Source organism: Desulfofundulus sp. JL263-se, from assembly GCF_056316025.1.
In genome coordinates this window covers 2,729,205-2,745,632 of sequence record NZ_CM149993.1, presented here as the reverse complement: position 1 = coordinate 2,745,632, position 16,428 = coordinate 2,729,205, and the positions used below count along the sequence as shown (strand labels likewise).

Here is a 16,428-nt window from a genome sequence, read left to right as displayed (position 1 = left end):
GGTAAAAGTGGACTCCATTGAGGAGGCTAACAGGCTGCTGAAGGAAGAACATGTTTTTTAGCCGTTTATTATAACCAGACTCTATCACGAGAGGAATATGTCCTTGGCAGGTTGAAGGAGGAAAAGAGCACCTGCAGGCCCATTGGCTTTAATAAAAATCCTTAATTGGTCTTCCTAAAAGGTGCAAAATTAGGGGTGGCTTTAGGCCACCCCGTTAATTTTGGCTTATTATTCAATTGTATAAACAATATTTACGTGAGCCCTTATTTCCACCATGCCTGGAACAATGGGGGTGGCCGCGGGCGCGCCGCCCGCTGGGGGGCTCATTTCTTTATAATATACCGGACCCGGGTTGTTTTCGTACCACGAGCCGCTTGCCGATTTGATACCTGCCAAAGTTTTACCCAGGGCCGCGGCAAGAACTTCCGCCTTGGCTCGCGCCTCTGCAACTGCCTCCAGCAGTGCTTTTTTCTTAAATTCCAGAGAATTGAAAACCGAGAATGTAACACTGGCTATCTGGTTGGCGCCGTTTTTAACGGCCAGATCCATCAGCTCTCCCACTTCATCCAGGTTTTTAACCCTTACCTTAATCTGGTGGTGTACGGTGTAGCCCACTATTTGTTTTACATTTTTTCCAATTCCGGGACTTATTGTTTCTTTAGCTACCGGTCCCACTTCCGGTTTCCAGGGCAGGGAGTACTTGGGTGAAAGGTGATAGCCCCGGGTTTGGATATTCTCTTCCGGTATGCCCCTCTCTTTTAAGGCCTTGATTACCCGGGCGGTTTTTCTTGCGTTTTCGGCCTGCGCCTCCCGGGCGTCCGTGGCTTCGGTAATAACGACCAGCAATAAGTCCGCCTGGTCGGGTGCTGCTTCCACTATTCCTTCACCACTAACCTGAATTACGTTTTGCCGGTCTTCCTCGGCCCGGGCCGCTGCGGCTCCGGTGAGCAGTAGTACCAGACAAGAAAGGACCGCAACCAGCTTACCTGCTTTCATTATCAGCCGACCTCCTTTAACAAAATTTATTTATTTAGACAAGAAGGTTTTTATAAATGTTCCTTATTTTTCAAATGAAAGGGAATCACCTGTTCCTGTCGAAAATTTTTTAATATTATAAAAAGGGGGCTGAAAGGCTTGGCCCTGCCGAGGTTTACACTGGCTACCAAAATGGCCCTTTTATCCTTTGCTTCAATATTTTTAGCCGTAGTTATCGGGGGAGTTGTTGCGGTACAGAGGTTTTCCACGATGATGGAAAAAGAGATGGGTATGCGTACCATGGCCATTGCCCGCACGCTGGCCCAAATGGAAACCATCCAGGAAAACGTAGGCCGGCCCGGCGGCGAAAAGATAATTCAGCCCATTGCGGAAAAGACCCGTCTAAGCACGGGCGTGGAATACATCGTAGTTCTGGACATGGAAGGAATTCGTTATTCTCACCCGGTTGAAGACCGCATAGGTGAAAAATTTTCCGGGGAGGACCTGGCCCCGGCCCTGGCCAATAACGAGTATATGAGCCGGGCCGAGGGGGTTCTGGGGCCTTCAATAAGAGCTTTTACTCCTATTAAAGTGGATGAGGGTACCCGCCAGGTGGGGGTGGTGGTAGTAGGTGTGCTTACCCCTACCTTTTCCGCCCTGTTGCATTCCATGCGCATGGAAATTTACCTGACCCTGGGGCTGGGGATTATGGTGGGACTTTTAGGTTCCCTTTTTCTGGCGCGAAAGGTCAAGCAGGCAATGTTTAGCCTGGAGCCGGAGGAGATAGCCCGCCTTTTGAAGGAAAGGGTAGCCATTTTTGAAGCTATGAGTGAAGGGATAATTGCTATTGATACCTCGGCCAGGATAACGGTAATGAACGACGAGGCAAGGCGCATTTTCGGTGTTGACGAATCAGTTATAGGGCAGCCGGTCAACGAAGTGATTGGTGGCAGGCTTCTCCGCGTGTTGCAAACAGGAGAACCCGAAATGAACAGGGAAAGAGTCATTAACGGAATTACCATTCTAACTAATCGCGTTCCCATTCGCATGGACGATAAAATTATCGGGGCAGTGGCTACTTTCAGGGATAAAACCGAAGTTAAGCGCCTGGCAGAAGAACTTACTGGTGTAAAGGCTTTTGTGGAAGCCCTGAGGGTGCAAAATCACGAAAATATGAATAAATTACATACTATAGCCGGGCTTATCCAGTTGGAGCGCTATCAAGACGCCCTGGATTATATTTTTAAAATTACCGAAGAGCAGGAGGAACTTACCCGCTTTCTCACCCGCAATATATGCGATTACAGCCTGGCTGGGCTGCTTTTAGGCAAATACGGCAGGGCAAAGGAGCTCCGGGTTGAACTGGTTATCGACCGTAAATCTAATTTAAAGGAATTACCTTCCGGCCTGGAAGTTAATTCTCTGGTGGTTATAATAGGTAATCTCTTAGAAAATGCCCTTGACGCGGTATGCCAGGTGGAAAATGAAAAGAGGCAGGTGTTTTTCTTTATCCAGGGCGATAGGAGTGGTGTTTTCCTGGAAGTTCGTGATACAGGGCCGGGCATTCCCCCGGAAATAAGGGAAAAGATTTTTGATGAAGGTTTTACCACCAAAGGAAGCCGCTACCGGGGGCTGGGTCTTTTCCTGGTCAAAAGGAATGTTGAAAATATGGCAGGGAGGCTGGAAGTGGATTGTCCTCCCGGTGGCGGGACCATATTTACCGTTTCCATTCCTGCCGGTTATAAAAAGGCAGTTAGCCAATAAAGGTTAGGGAAAACTCCAGGAGGGATGGCCTTGGTTCAAGTATTCATAGTGGAAGACGATCCCATGGTGGTAGAAGTAAATACCGGCTTTGTCAATGCCGTTCCCGGTTTTAAGGTTACCGGGGCTGCGGGAACGGGAAGGGAAGCGCTAAAAATTATAGAAAAGCAAGGGCCCCAGCTGGTTCTTTTGGACATATATCTTCCTGATATGGACGGAGTGGTAGTCCTGGAGGAAATTCGCCGGAGGCAATTTCCTACTGATGTAATAATGGTAACTGCCGCCAGGGATACGGAAACCGTTCGCAATGTTTTTCGCTACGGCGCAGTGGACTATATTATTAAGCCCTTTAAGTTCGAGCGATTGAAAAGCGCCCTGCAGTTTTATGCCGCCATGCACTCCCGGCTGAAAGAACAAGATAACGTAAGCCAGCAAGAACTGGACGAACTGGCTTTTTCCCGGTTCCCCGTTGAAGACAGGGCGGATATTCCCAAGGGATTAAGTGAAGTTACCCTGAAGCAAGTTCTGCTTTTTTTACTGAAATCCGGCCGGGCTTTGTCTGCATACGACGTAAGTGAGGGCCTGGGCATAGCCCGGGTTACTGCCCGGCGTTATCTGGAGTACCTGGAGAAGACAGGGAAAGTATTACTGGAAGTACAGTACGGTGGAGTGGGAAGGCCGGTTAACAGGTACCGCGCTATATAAAAATTGGGCGAGTTTGCCCAATTTTTTATGATCAAAAAGACCAAAAATAAGACCAATATATCCTTTAAGAACAAATTATTGTTGAAATATTAAAGAACAATTAAAATTTATTTAATAAGAAGAATTTTCTTAATTTTTGCCATAAAAGGTATCAGGGAGCTTTTAATTATGGTACTGCGGGCCGCCGCAGTTTTCATGACAGTGTTATTAACTTTTTTAATTGCAGGCTGTGAAAAAAGGTTCACGGACAACGAACAGGTCCGTCCCGAGGAAAAAATAGTTATTCGCTTTTCTCACGTAGTACCTCAGAATACTCCTAAAGGGCTGGCGGCCAAGCGGTTTGCCCGGTTGGTGAATGAGAGAACCGGGGGAAAGGTGGAGGTTCAGGTATTTCCCAATTCCACCCTCTACAAGGATGGTGAAGAATTCGAGGCCCTTTTGTCCAACAATGTCCAGTTAATTGCTCCCGTTACTTCCAAGCTGGGCAAAATGTTTCCCCGCTGGCAATTATTTGACCTCCCCTATGCCTTCAAGACCCGGGAAGAGGTATACAGGGTGGTAGAGGGAGATGTTTGGCGTAAATTATGTGAGGATTTAGAACGCAAAAATATAAAAGCCCTGGCCTTTTGGGATAATGGTTTCAAGCAGTTAACTAACAATGAAAGGGAGCTAATTTATCCTGAGGACTGTAGAGGGTTATCCTTTCGGGTGATGATTAACAGCCAGGTATTGGAGGATCAATTCCGTACCCTGGGAGCCGTCCCGGTGCCCATGCCCTTCAGCGAGGTATACCGCGGCCTGGAAAAAGATTACGTCGACGGGCAGGAAAACACAATTTCAAATATTTATGCCAAAAAATTTTACCGGGTGCAGCCGTACCTGACGGTGTCCAATCACGGCTATATGGGGTACGTGGTACTGACCAATTCCCAGTTCTGGGACAGCTTGCCCCCGAATATTCGCAAAGTTCTGGAAGATACCATGGCCGAAGTTACGGCCTGGGAGCGCCAAAAGGCAGCAGAATTAAATATGGAGAATTTTGAACAGTTGATTGCTCAAAAGGATATTAAAATTCATGTGCAAACAGCCAAGGAAAAAAAAGAATGGATAGAAAAACTTAGGCCCATTTATTCAAAGTACGAGCGTGTAATAGGAACAGACCTTATGCGGGCGGTGATAAACTTGCAGGATAGTAACAACCGGCCTGTTTTATAAAATTACGCCGCAAGGGGGTGATGGCAGTAAACCGTTTTATGCTACCGGCATATTTTTAAAAATTTTGAAGGGAGGTTTTTAGTTATGAAAAAGTTATTTGCTTTGGCACTAGCCTTGTTGATGGTTCTGGCGCTGGTGGCCGGCTGCGGTGCCCGCGGGGGTTCCGAAAAAGAAGGAGCCGGGGGCGGGGAGGAAAAAATAGTAATTAAATTCTCCCACGTTGTTGCCGAAGATACTCCCAAGGGCCAAGCCGCTAAAATGTTCGAAGAACTGGCGGAGAAGTATACCGACGGTAAGGTAGACGTTCAGGTATTCCCCAATTCCCAGCTTTATAACGACAATGAAGTGTTGGCTGCCCTGCAGCAAAATAACGTACAGCTGGCAGCTCCCGCTACTTCCAAGGTTTCAAAACTGTTCCCGGCGTGGCAAATCTTTGACTTTCCCTTTGCCTTCCTCGATGTAGGAGCAGTACAAAAGGCAATGGAAAGTGAAGAAATCGGCCGAAAACTTTTCAACATGCTGAAAGAACAGGACCTGCTGGGCCTGGCCATGTGGGACAACGGGTTTAAACAAATGACTCTGGACGATCACCCGCTCATTAAGCCTGAAGACTTTAAAGGAATGAAATTCCGCGTTATGTCCAGCAAGGTGTTGGAAGCCCAGTTTGAAGCCTTAGGGGCCAACCCGGTTCCCATGCCCTTCAGCGAGGTTTACAGCGCCCTGGAGCAAGGCGTCATTGACGGCCAGGAAAATACCCTTTCCAATATTTACTCTCAGAAGTTCCATGAAGTGCAAAAGTATATGACCATTAGTGACCACGGGTACCTGGGATATGCGGTTATTACGAATGCCAAGTTCTGGGAAGGACTCCCCGCGGATATCCGCGAGGCACTGGAAAAGGCCCTGGACGAAACAACCCGGTGGGTTCGTGAAAACGCGCAAAAGATAAACAATGACTGCCTGGAAAAGATTAAGGCAGACGGCACGCTGCAAGAAATCCACGTTTTAACCCCGGAAGAAAAGAAAGCATGGATGGACGCCACCCGGGTTGTTTACGAGCAGTTTAAGGATGAAGTGGGAGAAGACCTTATTAATGCGGTTCTTGCGCTGCGCGAGAAGTAAAAATTATATAAGGGGGGCTTTTACAGCCCCCTTATTTAAAAAATTTTTTTAATGTCGTTTTAGCCGGATAAACAATCTATTAAGGAGTGGCATCATGAAGATTCTTAACATTTTACTGAGCCGGCTGGAAGAAGTGCTGGTGGCCGTTGCTTTGAGTATTGCCACCATATTAACCTTTGTGGAAGTGGTTCTGCGCTACGGGTTTGGCTCCAGCCTGGGCTTTACCCAGGAACTGGTGATATATTTACTAATCCTTACCGGGCTTATCGGTGCATCCATCGGGGTCAGGGAGAAAACCCACATCGGGGTGGATATTATTATAAAAAATTTTCCATATAAGATGCAAAAGGTTCTCAGTGTGGGCGGCCTGCTTATATGTGTTGCATTTTGTGCTATTTTTACCTTCCTTGGCATCCAGCACACTCAAATATTACTTCGATTCGGCCAGGTTACTCCGGAGATGGAAATACCCTTATTCATTCCCAAATCCATTGTGCCCGTTGCCTTCGGTTTAATGACACTGCGCTTTTTTCAGGAGGCGGTAAAAGTAATAAAACTGCCGCCGGAAGAGGTTTTCAGCCAGAAAGAAGGTGAGCATTAATGGAAATAGCAGTGGATGAAAAAATAGTGCAGCAGCCGGGCTCACCGAAAAGCAGAATTATATCGGTGGTTTTAATTCTTTTGTGTATTGCCGGTGTAATAACTTCTTTCCAAACCGGCGATATGGCTCTGGCTGTCTTTTCCCTGCTCTTTACCTGTCTTTTGCTGGGCTTGCCCATTGCCGTTTCCCTGGGCGTAGCCTCACTGGTTTCCATCTATTTCTTTACCACCGACCCCCTGCCGGATTTAGCGGGAAAAATATTTGCTGGGCTGGATAAATTCCCGCTGATGGCCATTCCATTTTTTGTGCTTGCCGGTAATATCTTTACCTCCGGCGGTGTGGCCCGGCGCCTCATTAATTTTACTAACGCCTGGGTGGGCCACATTCCCGGCGGCCTGTCCATTGCAAGTATTTATGCCTGCGCCCTTTTTGCCGCCATTTCAGGTTCTTCCCCGGCGACGGTTGTGGCTATTGGGGGAATTATGATCCCGGCCATGATTGCCTACGGTTATGGCAGAAATTACGCCGTTGGATCCGTTACCACGGCAGGGTCACTGGGAATCCTGATCCCGCCCAGCATTCCCATGATTGTTTATGCCGTTACGGTTAACCAGTCCGTGGGAAGGCTGTTCATAGCCGGCATTATGCCCGGTATTTTACTGGCCACATCCCTGGCTTTCGTCAGTTTCATTATCGCGAAAAGAAAGAAATTCCAGCTGGCGGAAAAGAAAACCTGGGCCGAACGTTTTAAGGCAACAAAGGAGGCCCTGTGGAGCCTGACCCTGCCGGTTGTTGTTATCGGCGGTATCTATACGGGCGTGTTCACGCCTACAGAATCGGCGGCAGTTGCTTGTATAGTTGGTATAATAGTCGGTTTATTTATCCACAGGGATTTAAAGTTAAAAGATTTCCCCAGAATTTTAATCGATTCCAGCAAAACTACCGCCATGCTGTTCTTCATTATCACCATGGCCATGCTGTTTGCCCACATTTTAACCCTGGAGCGCATCCCGCACGAGGTGGCGGAGTGGATTGTGGCCTGGAATGTGGGGCCCGTAATGTTCCTGGTTATTATTAACATACTGTTATTCATCGCCGGCCAATTTATGGAGCCCACCGCCATGATTACCATTCTGGCTCCCATATTATTCCCCGTGGCCATGAAATTGGGAATTGACCCCATTCACCTGGGCATTATTATGACGGTAAATATGGAAGTGGGTATGATTACGCCTCCCGTGGGGCTTAACCTGTACGTGGCCAGCGGCTTAACGGGTATGCCCCTGATTGATGTAACCAGGTCAGCCTTGCCCTGGCTGGCGGCTGTATTGCTCTGCCTGGCATTAATTACCTACGTGCCTATTATCAGCCTGTGGCTGCCGGATTTGTTGTTCTAGTTTTAATTATGTGGTTATCCGGCGAAAGTTCTGTTTTTGCCGGATAATTTATTTTATATATGGGAATATGGTGGTTGGGGTAATCGTAGAGTGGGGGGTTATTTGAGCCGCTTTAAAATGACCAATTCTTCTTCCTGAGTTGAAAGCCGGTTATCGATTTTTTTAATGTCGTTCCACATATAGCGTATTTCAGTTTTGATATCTTTTATATCCTTTTGAATTGTCTCTTGGTTTCGCTGCAGGATGCTGAACCCTTCCCGCAGTTCCTGCTGGCCTTCGTGCAAAATATTTACCTCACCGCGGAAGGCATTGACTTCGCTGCGGACAGTATTAACTTCCTGCTGCAGTTCCCGCTGCCCTTCATGCAGAATATTAACCTCATTGCGGAGAGTGTTAACCTCATCGTGGAGAGTGTTAACCTCATCGCGGAGGGCATTGACCTTGCTGTGGATAGTATTAACTTCCTGCTGCAGTTCTCGCTGCCCTTCCGTCAATGCCTTAAGTTGTTCCAGAACCAGGTTTTGAAATTTTTCGTTATCCATAAATAAACCCTCCCAAGGGTTGGAACGTTTGAAAATATGTTCGTCATTCAGTTAAAATTTCCTTTGACATATAACAAAAAGATGTAAAAATTACAGCGTTTAAATTCAGGTCATTTATTTAAACTAAAAACATGGTAAAGAACAAGCAGCTTTCTGTTTTTACAATTGCCGCAACTTACATCGGAACAGTGGTGGGGGCAGGTTTTGCGTCCGGCCAGGAAGTGCTGCAGTTTTTCGGTTATTTCGGCCTGCCCGGAATTGCAGGATTGGTCGTAACTACAGTTCTCCTGGCGCTTTTCGGGTACATGATATTGGACCTGGGAAGGAGGCTTAACGCAGATTCACATTTAGCCGTCATTCGCTATGCAGGGGGAAAATGGGTAGGTACGGCCATAGACTGGGTAATTACCTTTTTCCTGTTTGGTGGCCTGGTAACCATGGGCGCGGGGGCCGGGGCAATTTTTACGGAGCAATTCGGGCTGTCTTTCTTCTGGGGCAGCCTGGCAATGATAGTCGTATCTTTTATCACGGTGCTTACCGGAATTGCCGGGGTGGTTACTTCCATTAGTTTCGTGGTGCCGCTGCTTTTAACAGCGGTTTTCGGGGTGGCAATATATACTATTGCCACCGATTTCGGCACCTTAGTGTCAACCCTCCGGACTTATGTCAATCCAGGGGGAGCGCCGGTGCCCTTTTGGCCTTTAACGGCCCTTTTATACGTGTCCTATAACCTGGTGCTGGCAGTGGCCATACTGGCCCCCCTGGGCACCATGTCCAGTGCCCGGAGATTGAAAGTGGGCGCCATTCTGGGAGGAATCGGCCTGGGGGTGGGGGCCGCCGCCATAAATCTTTCCATTTTAACGTATATCCGCCGGGCGGCGGACTTTGAAATACCCATGATTTACGTAGCCGGTACAATTTCACCCCTGGTGCGTATCGGGTACACCATTATACTTCTGGCTGAAATTTATACCACGGCAGTAAGCAGTCTTTACGGGTTTGTGGCCAGGTTGAGCAAACAGGGAACGGCAAGGTACCGCTGGATCGCGGTTGGGGCAAGTGCAGCGGCCTTCGGTCTTGCTCAATTCGGTTTTTCAAACCTGGTGGGTACCCTGTTCCCCGCCGTGGGCTTTGCGGGGCTGCTGCTCCTGGGTTCCCTGGTGTATGGCTTTATCAGGGACAGGGCGGTAAAGCCCGTTGGGGAGGCCCCCATAGTCGGCCAGCCCGGGCCGGCCATGGCCTTCGAGGTGGCCGAAGAACTGGCTGGGGAAGAAAATAAAAAACCTGCAGAGCCTTAAAAAGGCCTTGCGGGTTTTTTATTTTTTTGTTATATACTACAAGATTTTTTTGTCCCCAATAAGTAATTAATGAATTGTTTGGCTGTCCTGCCGGAACGGGCGTTGTACCACCTTTCCCACTGCAACGCCATTTTCCGTAATTTTTCTCGGGGTATGTTCAGGCCGTGCTTTTCAGCCAGGACTTCTACTATGTTAAGGTATTCCTCCTGGCTGGGAGAAGTATAAGTGATGGTGATCCCGAAGCGATCGGCCAGGGAAAGTTTCTCCTGTACGGAATCTAAAATATGTATTTCTCCGCTTTGCCCTTCCCGGTCATTCCAGTTTTCCTGTACCAGATGCCTGCGGTTGGAGGTGGCGTATATTAAAACATTATCCGGCCAGGCTTCTATCCCGCCTTCCAAAAGGGCCTTTAATTGTTTGTATTCCGTTTCGTAACTTTCAAAGGATAGGTCATCGATGAAAATTATGAAACGCTGGGACCTGTCCCGGAGGTATTGCAATATTTCCGGAAAATGTCGTAGCTGGTGTCTGGTTACTTCCACCAATCGCAGCCCCCGGGAGGAGTATTTGTTGATCAAAGCTTTGATGGTAGATGACTTTCCGGTTCCCCTTTCACCGTAAAGGAGGAGGTTATTGGCAACTGTTCCTTTTATGAATGCTTCCGTATTTTTTATGACCATTTCTTTTTGGCTTTCATATCCTATCAGATCCTCAAGGGTTACGGGGTCGGGATGCTCTATGCCCACCAGGCCCTTTTCTTCTAACCAGCGAAAGGCAGAATAGATCCCCATTTTTCCGCACCCGGCGGAGTGGTAAAACCGGGCCAGGGAATCTGCTAATTTTGCAGGTGAGCTGCTGCCTGCAAAGTCTTTTTTCAGAACCCGGAATTCTTCCCAATAGTGCCGGTTAGCGGTATAATTGGGCATAACAGCCGGCTTAAAATCATTCAAAAAGGCAATGTCATTTAGCCCGAAAAATTGCCCCATATCCTTTAAATTCAGTTCGCTAAACTTTTTTAAAATTTTCAGGTCATGAATGGCGGCATTATATAGACTTTTACTGGAAAAGTTCGGGCCCAATTTTTCGGCAGTCCTGCTAAATACATTCTCGTCCGTGGCAATCAAATACAGAAGATAACTTTGCCAGATATTGCCTTCGAGGCCTTTCTCCTCGGCTTTTAGGATGAGCTCACAAGCAATTTCATAAAGCCGGAAACCCGGCTCAGCGGTATCGCCACCTTTGCCGCTTCCGGCCAAAAGTAAACTGCGTATCTTGTTGACTATGCTACTTTTAAGGATGTTGCGGTAGATAACCAGCCTGTTTGTGTCCGTATAAATATTATAGAAAATTTCCTGTAAATCCCTTTGCGTCATAATTCTCCAAACTTCCTCCAATTTTTTATTACTATTTTCTCCGGCCCGAGTAAAGTTTCCTTCCCGTGAAATTTGCCCGAAACTCTATTTTTTGTTACTATTAGGCTGGTTTGGGGAGTAGAGGCCAGGCCGCCTGCGGCGGCCCGGACATAATAGACCGGTGTTTCCCGGCAAGCGAATTGCGCAGCTCCGCCGGCGCGGAGCACCTGAGTGCAGCTGGAAGCGCCGGCCGTAAAAGCAGGTAAAAGGGGGACAATCAATGAGTCTTGGGAATATGGTGGACGGGCATACCCATGGTCACATGCTGCCTTACGAGGGATGGGAGGCCATGGCCAGGCAGGGCATCAGCCGCGCCGTGAGCTGTGCCATAGTAATTATGGCCCGGCATGCCGAAAGCTATTTTGACCATTTCAGGGCTATGCGGGACTTTTACCGCCCGCTGGCGGCTTCGGCCGGGGTGCAGATGTACTCCGCCCTGGGCGTTCACCCGGCAGGGATTCCGGAAGACTGGCCGCGGGTAATTGAACGCCTTCCCGAGTTTCTGCAGGCCGGGGACGTGGTAGCCGTGGGTGAAATAGGCATGAATCAGGATTCCTCCCTTGAGCGGGATGTGTTCAGGGCCCAGCTGGAAGTGGCCAGGGATACCGGCCTGCCGGTTATTGTACATACGCCAAAGCATAACAGGGAGTATATTGTGGGCAGAATGCTGGAAATCGCCGCCCGGGTTGGAATTCTCCCGCACAAACTCATCATTGATCACGCCAATGTGGATATCATTGGACAAATTAACGATTTCGGCGCCATCCCGGGCCTTACCATACGGGAGCAGAATCTTACCCCCCGGGTCCTGGTAGAGAACCTTGATTCCTTTGCCGGGGGTATATTGAACAGCGATTACAGCAACCTTCAATCCAATGATCCCACCGGATTAATTAAGGCAGTTGAACATATGATGGCCTGTGGAGTGGATCCCGGCACGGTGATTTCCCTGGCCCGGGACCGGGCCGCTGAAGTATACGGTATTTAGGGGGTAGAAGAAGGATTCTTAATTGTTGACATGTGCCGGGTGGGCCGGGTAATTTGGCGCCAGAAGTTCGACTTAAGTCAAAAAAATACAAAAAGTCGGTTTCATCCAGCAATTCACCCGTCGTTTAAGCGACGGGTTTTTTTATGTCTACGGTAAACTGCTAACACGTGTCGTGGTAATCCAGAGGCAATATTCGTAATTGCTCGAATAATGCAAAGCAAATTAACAAGGTAAACCCCCTGTCCCTCGGAATTCCCACCTTTCTATGGAGTCCCACCGGGCAGGGTTTACAAAAAATTAATATTTTTAAGGAGGTTGATTTATTAAATGACTGGAGAAGCCTTGGGTATGGTGGAAACACGTGGCCTTGTGCCGGCTATCGAGGCTGCTGATGCTATGGTGAAAGCAGCCAACGTAAAGCTGGTCGGGTACGAAAAAATCGGTTCTGGCCTGGTTACAATTATGGTCCGCGGTGATGTAGGTGCTGTAAAGGCGGCTACCGATGCCGGTGCGGCAGCGGCCAAGAGGGTTGGTGAAGTAGTATCCATACACGTTATCCCGCGCCCGCATACCGATATGGAAAAGATTTTACCAGTGGTTGAGGAGAAGTAATTTTGATTTTAAGAGCCGGAGGTGATTTAAATGGATGAACAATTAGTACAAAAAGTTCTGGATGAAGTTATGAAAAAAGTGGGAGCGGCCAGCAGTGCAGGGGTTTCTAATATACCTGACAATACCGCTATGGCGGCTCCGGAAGATAAACCTCCACGTTCACAGCTTTATACGCCTACCGAATTTGTAGGTACGGCCATGGGCGACACCATTGGCCTGGTTATTGCCAATGTGGATCCCCTACTTCATAAGAAAATGGGACTGGACGAACGTTTTAGATCCATTGGTATCCTGGGGGCCCGGGTGGGGGCCGGCCCGCAGATCATGGCGGCGGACGAAGCGGTAAAAGCTACCAATACTGAGATAGTGTCCATAGAATTACCCCGGGATACCAAGGGCGGTGCCGGTCACGGTAGTTTGATCATCTTTGGGGCGGAAGAGGTTTCCGACGCCCGCCGGGCGGTGGAAGTTGCCCTCCAAGAACTGCCCCGGACCTTCGGTGATGTATATGTTAACGATGCCGGTCACCTGGAATTTCAGTATACTGCCCGGGCCAGCCATGGTCTGGAAAAGGCTTTCGGGGCGCCTCTGGGACGGGCTTTTGGTTTAATTGTAGGTGCTCCGGCGGCAATTGGTGTAGTCTGCTGCGATACAGCGGTCAAGGCGGCAGAGGTTCAAGTTGTCGGTTATAGCAGTCCTGCCAGCGGAACCAGCTTTACCAATGAGGCAATCCTGTTTATGTCCGGTGACTCCGGCGCGGTACGGCAGGCACTGATCGCGGCCCGGGAAGTGGGGATCAGTCTATTGAGCACCATGGGCGAAAAGCCGAAGTCTCTGACTAAACCCTACATTTAATCCAGCCAGTCGGGGGGTGAGAACAGATGAGTAAACGTTCCAAGCGCTTTGAAGTTTTGGCTAACAGGCCGGTTAACCAGGACGGGTTTGTGGAGGAATGGCCCGAAGTAGGCCTTATCGCAATGAATAGTCCCCTGGATCCCAAGCCCAGTATCAAGATTGAAAACGGCCGCGTCGTGGAAATGGACGAGAAACGCCGCGAAGATTTCGACATGATCGATCAATTTATAGCTGACTACTATATCAATACTGAAATAGCTCCAGAAGCAATGGCTATGGATTCCAAAGAGATAGCCAAAATGATCGTAGACGTTAACGTGCCCCGGGAGGAAATTGTTCGCCTGATCCAGGGTATGACCCCCGCAAAAATTGTGGAAGTGTTAGGCCACATGAACATTGTGGAGATAATGATGGGCATGATGAAGATGCGTGCCCGTAAGACACCTTCCAACCAGTGCCATGTGACCAGCCTGCGGGATAACCCGGTGCAGCTAGCGGCGGATGCGGCGGAGGCGGCACTGCGGGGATTTGACGAGGAAGAGACCACGGTGGGGGTAGCGCGCTATGCTCCCTTTAATGCGCTGGCCCTTTTAGTAGGTTCCCAGACCGGGCGGGGCGGCGTTCTTACCCAGTGTGCTCTGGAAGAAGCCACCGAGTTGCAGCTGGGGATGAGGGGTTTCACCTCCTATGCGGAAACTATTTCCGTCTACGGCACTGAACAGGTGTTTGTTGACGGTGACGATACCCCGTGGTCCAAGGCTTTCCTGGCTTCGGCCTATGCTTCCCGCGGCCTGAAGATGCGCTTTACTTCAGGTACCGGCTCGGAGGTGCAGATGGGTTATGCAGAAGGTAAGTCCATGCTTTATCTCGAGACCCGGTGCATCATGCTCACCAAGGGTGCCGGCGTGCAGGGTCTGCAAAATGGTTCTATCAGCTGTATCGGCGTGCCCGGTGCGGTACCTTCCGGTATTCGGGCAGTAGCAGCGGAAAACTTGATAACCATGCTGCTGGATTTGGAAGCGGCTTCCGGTAATGATCAGACTTTCTCTCACTCGGACATCCGCCGGACTGCCCGCTTACTCCCGCAGTTTGCGGCAGGTACTGACTTCATTTTCTCCGGTTATAGTGCCGTTCCCAACTGTGACAATATGTTTGCGGGGTCCAACTTTGATGTTGAAGATATGGATGACTACCTGATTTTACAGCGTGACCTGATGGTGGACGGCGGGCTGCGTCCTGTTAACCAGGAAGATGTTATTGCCGTGCGTAACCGGGCGGCCCGGGCCCTGCAGGCGGTATTCAAAGAGCTGGGCCTGCCGGAGATTACCGATGAAGAGGTTGAGGCGGCCACCTACGCTCACAGCTCCGATGATATGCCACCGCGCAAGGTGGCAGAGGATCTCGTGGCAGCCCAGGACTTGCTGGCCCAGGGTGTGACCGGATTAGATGTGGTCAAGGCCCTGGCCAAGCATAACTTTACGGACATTGCCCAGAACGTCCTGAACATGCTCAAGCAAAGGGTATCCGGTGATTACCTGCATACTTCCTCGATACTGGATAGTGACTTCCATGTCATTTCAGCGGTTAATGATTCCAATAATTACCAGGGACCGGGAACCGGTTACCGGATAAGCCCGGAGCGCTGGGAGGAAATCAAGAACATCCCCCAGGCAATGAGCTCTAAAGATTTCGATATTTTGGGAGGTGACGGGCATGCAGATTAGTGCCGAGTTAATCGAGAAAATTGCGGAGCAGGTAGTGCAGGAAGTAATGCGGCGCCAGGCGGGGAATGAGGCGGCTGAGCCTGCCGGTGTTCCCGTCGCTGCCGCAGCGGAAGGTAATCGGCTGGTGCTGATCGAGAAAGGTGAGGCCCGTCCCGGTACATCGCGAAACGAAGTGGTAATCGGCCTGGCTCCTGCCTTTGGTGACAAATTTACCAAGACCATTATTGGCTTGCCCCACGCGGATGTGTTGCGGGAAATTATGGCGGGTATCGAGGAAGAAGGGTGCCAGGTCCGGGTAATCCGGGTCAAAAAGACCTCAGACGTGGCCTTTATATCCCACGAGGCGGCCAAGCTGTCGGGTTCCGGAATTGCCATTGGCATCCAATCCCGGGGAACCACCGTTATTCACCAGAAAGACCTGGCGCCCCTGAATAATTTGGAGCTTTTCCCGCAATCTCCGCTCCTTGATTTGGAAACTTACAGGGCCATCGGCCGTAATGCTGCCCGGTATGCCAAGGGCGAAAACCCGGACCCGGTACCCGTGCGCAACGATCAGATGGCCCGCCCCAAGTACCAGGCCCGGGCTGCGGTTATGCACATTAAGGAAACTCAGTTTGTGGTTGCAGATGCTCCACCGGTTGAACTGGAAGTCCGGTTTGAGTAACAAGGAGGTGTCGTAATGGAAGCCCGTTTACTGGAAGAGCTGGTGCGCGAAGTAATTAAGCAGATGAGCGCTTCCGGCGCTAATAAAGCGGACGCACCTGCGAAAAGGAAATGTTGTACCTCGATGGGGGAAGTTAAACTAAATCCCGATAAGGATTATCCCCTGGCAGAAAAGCGGCCGGAGCTGATCCGAACGGCTACCGGTAAATCCATAGATGATCTGACTTTAGAAAACGTCCTTAACGGCAGTGTTCAGCCGCAAGATGTACGCATTACGGCGGAAGCCCTGCTGATGCAGGCCCAGATTGCCGAAGCCAGGGGCCGCGTCCAGCTGGCGCAAAATTTCCGCCGGGCGGCTGAATTGACCAAGGTGCCGGATGAGCGTATCCTAGAGATTTATAACGCCCTGCGGCCTTACCGTTCCACCAAAGAAGAACTGTTGGCCATCGCTGAGGAACTGGAGCAAAAGTATGGAGCAAAGATAAACGGGGCCTTCGTGCGGGAGGCAGCTGAAGTCTACGAGCGTCGCGGCCGCTTACGCACTGCATGATTGCAAAT

The 16,428-nt window shown here is 49.7% G+C and carries 16 protein-coding genes; 13 read left to right on the top strand and 3 right to left on the bottom strand.

Features of this window, described 5'->3' with window-relative positions:
* Positions 1-228 precede the first annotated feature (228 nt).
* Positions 229-996 (bottom strand): SIMPL domain-containing protein, encoded by a 768-nt coding sequence (locus ACX4JR_RS14250; RefSeq protein ID WP_476058677.1) that lies wholly within the window; start codon positions 994-996, stop codon positions 229-231.
* A gap of 138 nt (positions 997-1,134) precedes the next feature.
* On the opposite strand from ACX4JR_RS14250, the gene dcuS reads away from it, so the two are divergent.
* The 6 genes from dcuS (at position 1,135) to ACX4JR_RS14220 (ending at position 7,776) form a co-directional block, all read left to right on the top strand.
* Positions 1,135-2,739 carry a DcuS/MalK family sensor histidine kinase gene (gene dcuS / locus ACX4JR_RS14245; protein ID WP_476058676.1) on the top strand — a complete coding sequence of 535 codons (1,605 nt, stop codon included), beginning with the start codon at positions 1,135-1,137 and terminating at the stop codon, positions 2,737-2,739.
* A 24-nt stretch (positions 2,740-2,763) separates the two neighbouring features.
* The gene (locus ACX4JR_RS14240) at positions 2,764-3,441 is read left to right on the top strand and encodes a response regulator (protein ID WP_476058675.1); all 678 of its coding nucleotides are present in this window, start codon (positions 2,764-2,766) and stop codon (positions 3,439-3,441) included.
* 168 nt (positions 3,442-3,609) lie between these two features.
* Positions 3,610-4,656: a TRAP transporter substrate-binding protein gene (locus tag ACX4JR_RS14235; protein WP_476058674.1), complete on the top strand. Its 1,047-nt coding sequence runs from the start codon at positions 3,610-3,612 to the stop codon at positions 4,654-4,656.
* A gap of 84 nt (positions 4,657-4,740) precedes the next feature.
* Complete coding sequence (locus ACX4JR_RS14230) at positions 4,741-5,778, top strand: TRAP transporter substrate-binding protein (protein ID WP_476058673.1); 1,038 nt, start codon at positions 4,741-4,743, stop codon at positions 5,776-5,778.
* Positions 5,779-5,872: 94 nt separating this feature from the next.
* A complete protein-coding gene (locus ACX4JR_RS14225; protein WP_476058672.1) occupies positions 5,873-6,379 on the top strand; it encodes a TRAP transporter small permease in 507 nt (168 codons plus the stop codon).
* The gene (locus ACX4JR_RS14220; protein ID WP_476058671.1) at positions 6,379-7,776 is read left to right on the top strand and encodes a TRAP transporter large permease; all 1,398 of its coding nucleotides are present in this window, start codon (positions 6,379-6,381) and stop codon (positions 7,774-7,776) included. The genes ACX4JR_RS14225 and ACX4JR_RS14220 overlap by 1 nt, the downstream gene beginning before the upstream one ends.
* A 98-nt stretch (positions 7,777-7,874) precedes the next feature.
* Here the strand turns inward: ACX4JR_RS14220 and ACX4JR_RS14215 are convergent, their stop codons facing one another.
* Positions 7,875-8,318: a hydrolase gene (locus ACX4JR_RS14215; protein WP_476058670.1), complete on the bottom strand. Its 444-nt coding sequence runs from the start codon at positions 8,316-8,318 to the stop codon at positions 7,875-7,877.
* A gap of 131 nt (positions 8,319-8,449) precedes the next feature.
* Here ACX4JR_RS14215 and ACX4JR_RS14210 point away from each other — a divergent pair, with 131 nt between their 5' ends.
* The gene (locus ACX4JR_RS14210) at positions 8,450-9,616 is read left to right on the top strand and encodes a YkvI family membrane protein (RefSeq protein ID WP_476058669.1); all 1,167 of its coding nucleotides are present in this window, start codon (positions 8,450-8,452) and stop codon (positions 9,614-9,616) included.
* Between the two features lie 29 nt (positions 9,617-9,645).
* On the opposite strand, the gene ACX4JR_RS14205 is transcribed toward ACX4JR_RS14210, so the two are convergent.
* The gene (locus ACX4JR_RS14205) at positions 9,646-10,989 is read right to left on the bottom strand and encodes an ATP-binding protein (protein WP_476058668.1); all 1,344 of its coding nucleotides are present in this window, start codon (positions 10,987-10,989) and stop codon (positions 9,646-9,648) included.
* Between the two features lie 259 nt (positions 10,990-11,248).
* On the opposite strand from ACX4JR_RS14205, the gene ACX4JR_RS14200 reads away from it, so the two are divergent.
* The 6 genes from ACX4JR_RS14200 (at position 11,249) to ACX4JR_RS14175 (ending at position 16,420) form a co-directional block, all read left to right on the top strand.
* Positions 11,249-12,016 carry a TatD family hydrolase gene (locus ACX4JR_RS14200; RefSeq protein ID WP_476058667.1) on the top strand — a complete coding sequence of 256 codons (768 nt, stop codon included), beginning with the start codon at positions 11,249-11,251 and terminating at the stop codon, positions 12,014-12,016.
* A 327-nt stretch (positions 12,017-12,343) separates the two neighbouring features.
* Positions 12,344-12,628, top strand: a complete 285-nt coding sequence (gene eutM, locus ACX4JR_RS14195; RefSeq protein WP_476058666.1) for an ethanolamine utilization microcompartment protein EutM — start codon at positions 12,344-12,346, stop codon at positions 12,626-12,628.
* A 30-nt stretch (positions 12,629-12,658) separates the two neighbouring features.
* Positions 12,659-13,483 carry a propanediol utilization microcompartment protein PduB gene (gene pduB / locus ACX4JR_RS14190; RefSeq protein WP_476058665.1) on the top strand — a complete coding sequence of 275 codons (825 nt, stop codon included), beginning with the start codon at positions 12,659-12,661 and terminating at the stop codon, positions 13,481-13,483.
* Between the two features lie 26 nt (positions 13,484-13,509).
* Entirely contained in the window at positions 13,510-15,207 is a 1,698-nt protein-coding gene (locus ACX4JR_RS14185; protein WP_476058664.1) for a propanediol/glycerol family dehydratase large subunit, read from the top strand.
* The gene (locus ACX4JR_RS14180; RefSeq protein WP_476058663.1) at positions 15,197-15,871 is read left to right on the top strand and encodes a propanediol/glycerol family dehydratase medium subunit; all 675 of its coding nucleotides are present in this window, start codon (positions 15,197-15,199) and stop codon (positions 15,869-15,871) included. The genes ACX4JR_RS14185 and ACX4JR_RS14180 overlap by 11 nt, the downstream gene beginning before the upstream one ends.
* Before the next feature lie 15 nt (positions 15,872-15,886).
* Positions 15,887-16,420, top strand: coding sequence for a diol dehydratase small subunit (locus tag ACX4JR_RS14175; RefSeq protein ID WP_476058662.1), 534 nt, complete (start codon positions 15,887-15,889; stop codon positions 16,418-16,420).
* Positions 16,421-16,428 lie beyond the last annotated feature (8 nt).

Excerpts from the sequence above, each read along its gene's own strand:
- ACX4JR_RS14250 (WP_476058677.1), bottom strand. The coding sequence starts at position 996 with ATGAAAGCAGGTAAGCTGGTTGCGGTCCTTTCTTGTCTGGTACTACTG.
- ACX4JR_RS14235 (WP_476058674.1), top strand. The coding sequence starts at position 3,610 with ATGGTACTGCGGGCCGCCGCAGTTTTCATGACAGTGTTATTAACTTTT.
- ACX4JR_RS14205 (WP_476058668.1), bottom strand. The coding sequence starts at position 10,989 with ATGACGCAAAGGGATTTACAGGAAATTTTCTATAATATTTATACGGAC.
- ACX4JR_RS14210 (WP_476058669.1), top strand. The coding sequence starts at position 8,450 with ATGGTAAAGAACAAGCAGCTTTCTGTTTTTACAATTGCCGCAACTTAC.
- ACX4JR_RS14240 (WP_476058675.1), top strand. The coding sequence starts at position 2,764 with ATGGCCTTGGTTCAAGTATTCATAGTGGAAGACGATCCCATGGTGGTA.
- pduB (WP_476058665.1), top strand. The coding sequence starts at position 12,659 with ATGGATGAACAATTAGTACAAAAAGTTCTGGATGAAGTTATGAAAAAA.
- ACX4JR_RS14175 (WP_476058662.1), top strand. The coding sequence starts at position 15,887 with ATGGAAGCCCGTTTACTGGAAGAGCTGGTGCGCGAAGTAATTAAGCAG.
- ACX4JR_RS14225 (WP_476058672.1), top strand. The coding sequence starts at position 5,873 with ATGAAGATTCTTAACATTTTACTGAGCCGGCTGGAAGAAGTGCTGGTG.
- ACX4JR_RS14230 (WP_476058673.1), top strand. The coding sequence starts at position 4,741 with ATGAAAAAGTTATTTGCTTTGGCACTAGCCTTGTTGATGGTTCTGGCG.
- ACX4JR_RS14185 (WP_476058664.1), top strand. The coding sequence starts at position 13,510 with ATGAGTAAACGTTCCAAGCGCTTTGAAGTTTTGGCTAACAGGCCGGTT.
- ACX4JR_RS14220 (WP_476058671.1), top strand. The coding sequence starts at position 6,379 with ATGGAAATAGCAGTGGATGAAAAAATAGTGCAGCAGCCGGGCTCACCG.
- ACX4JR_RS14215 (WP_476058670.1), bottom strand. The coding sequence starts at position 8,318 with ATGGATAACGAAAAATTTCAAAACCTGGTTCTGGAACAACTTAAGGCA.
- eutM (WP_476058666.1), top strand. The coding sequence starts at position 12,344 with ATGACTGGAGAAGCCTTGGGTATGGTGGAAACACGTGGCCTTGTGCCG.
- ACX4JR_RS14200 (WP_476058667.1), top strand. The coding sequence starts at position 11,249 with ATGAGTCTTGGGAATATGGTGGACGGGCATACCCATGGTCACATGCTG.
- ACX4JR_RS14180 (WP_476058663.1), top strand. The coding sequence starts at position 15,197 with ATGCAGATTAGTGCCGAGTTAATCGAGAAAATTGCGGAGCAGGTAGTG.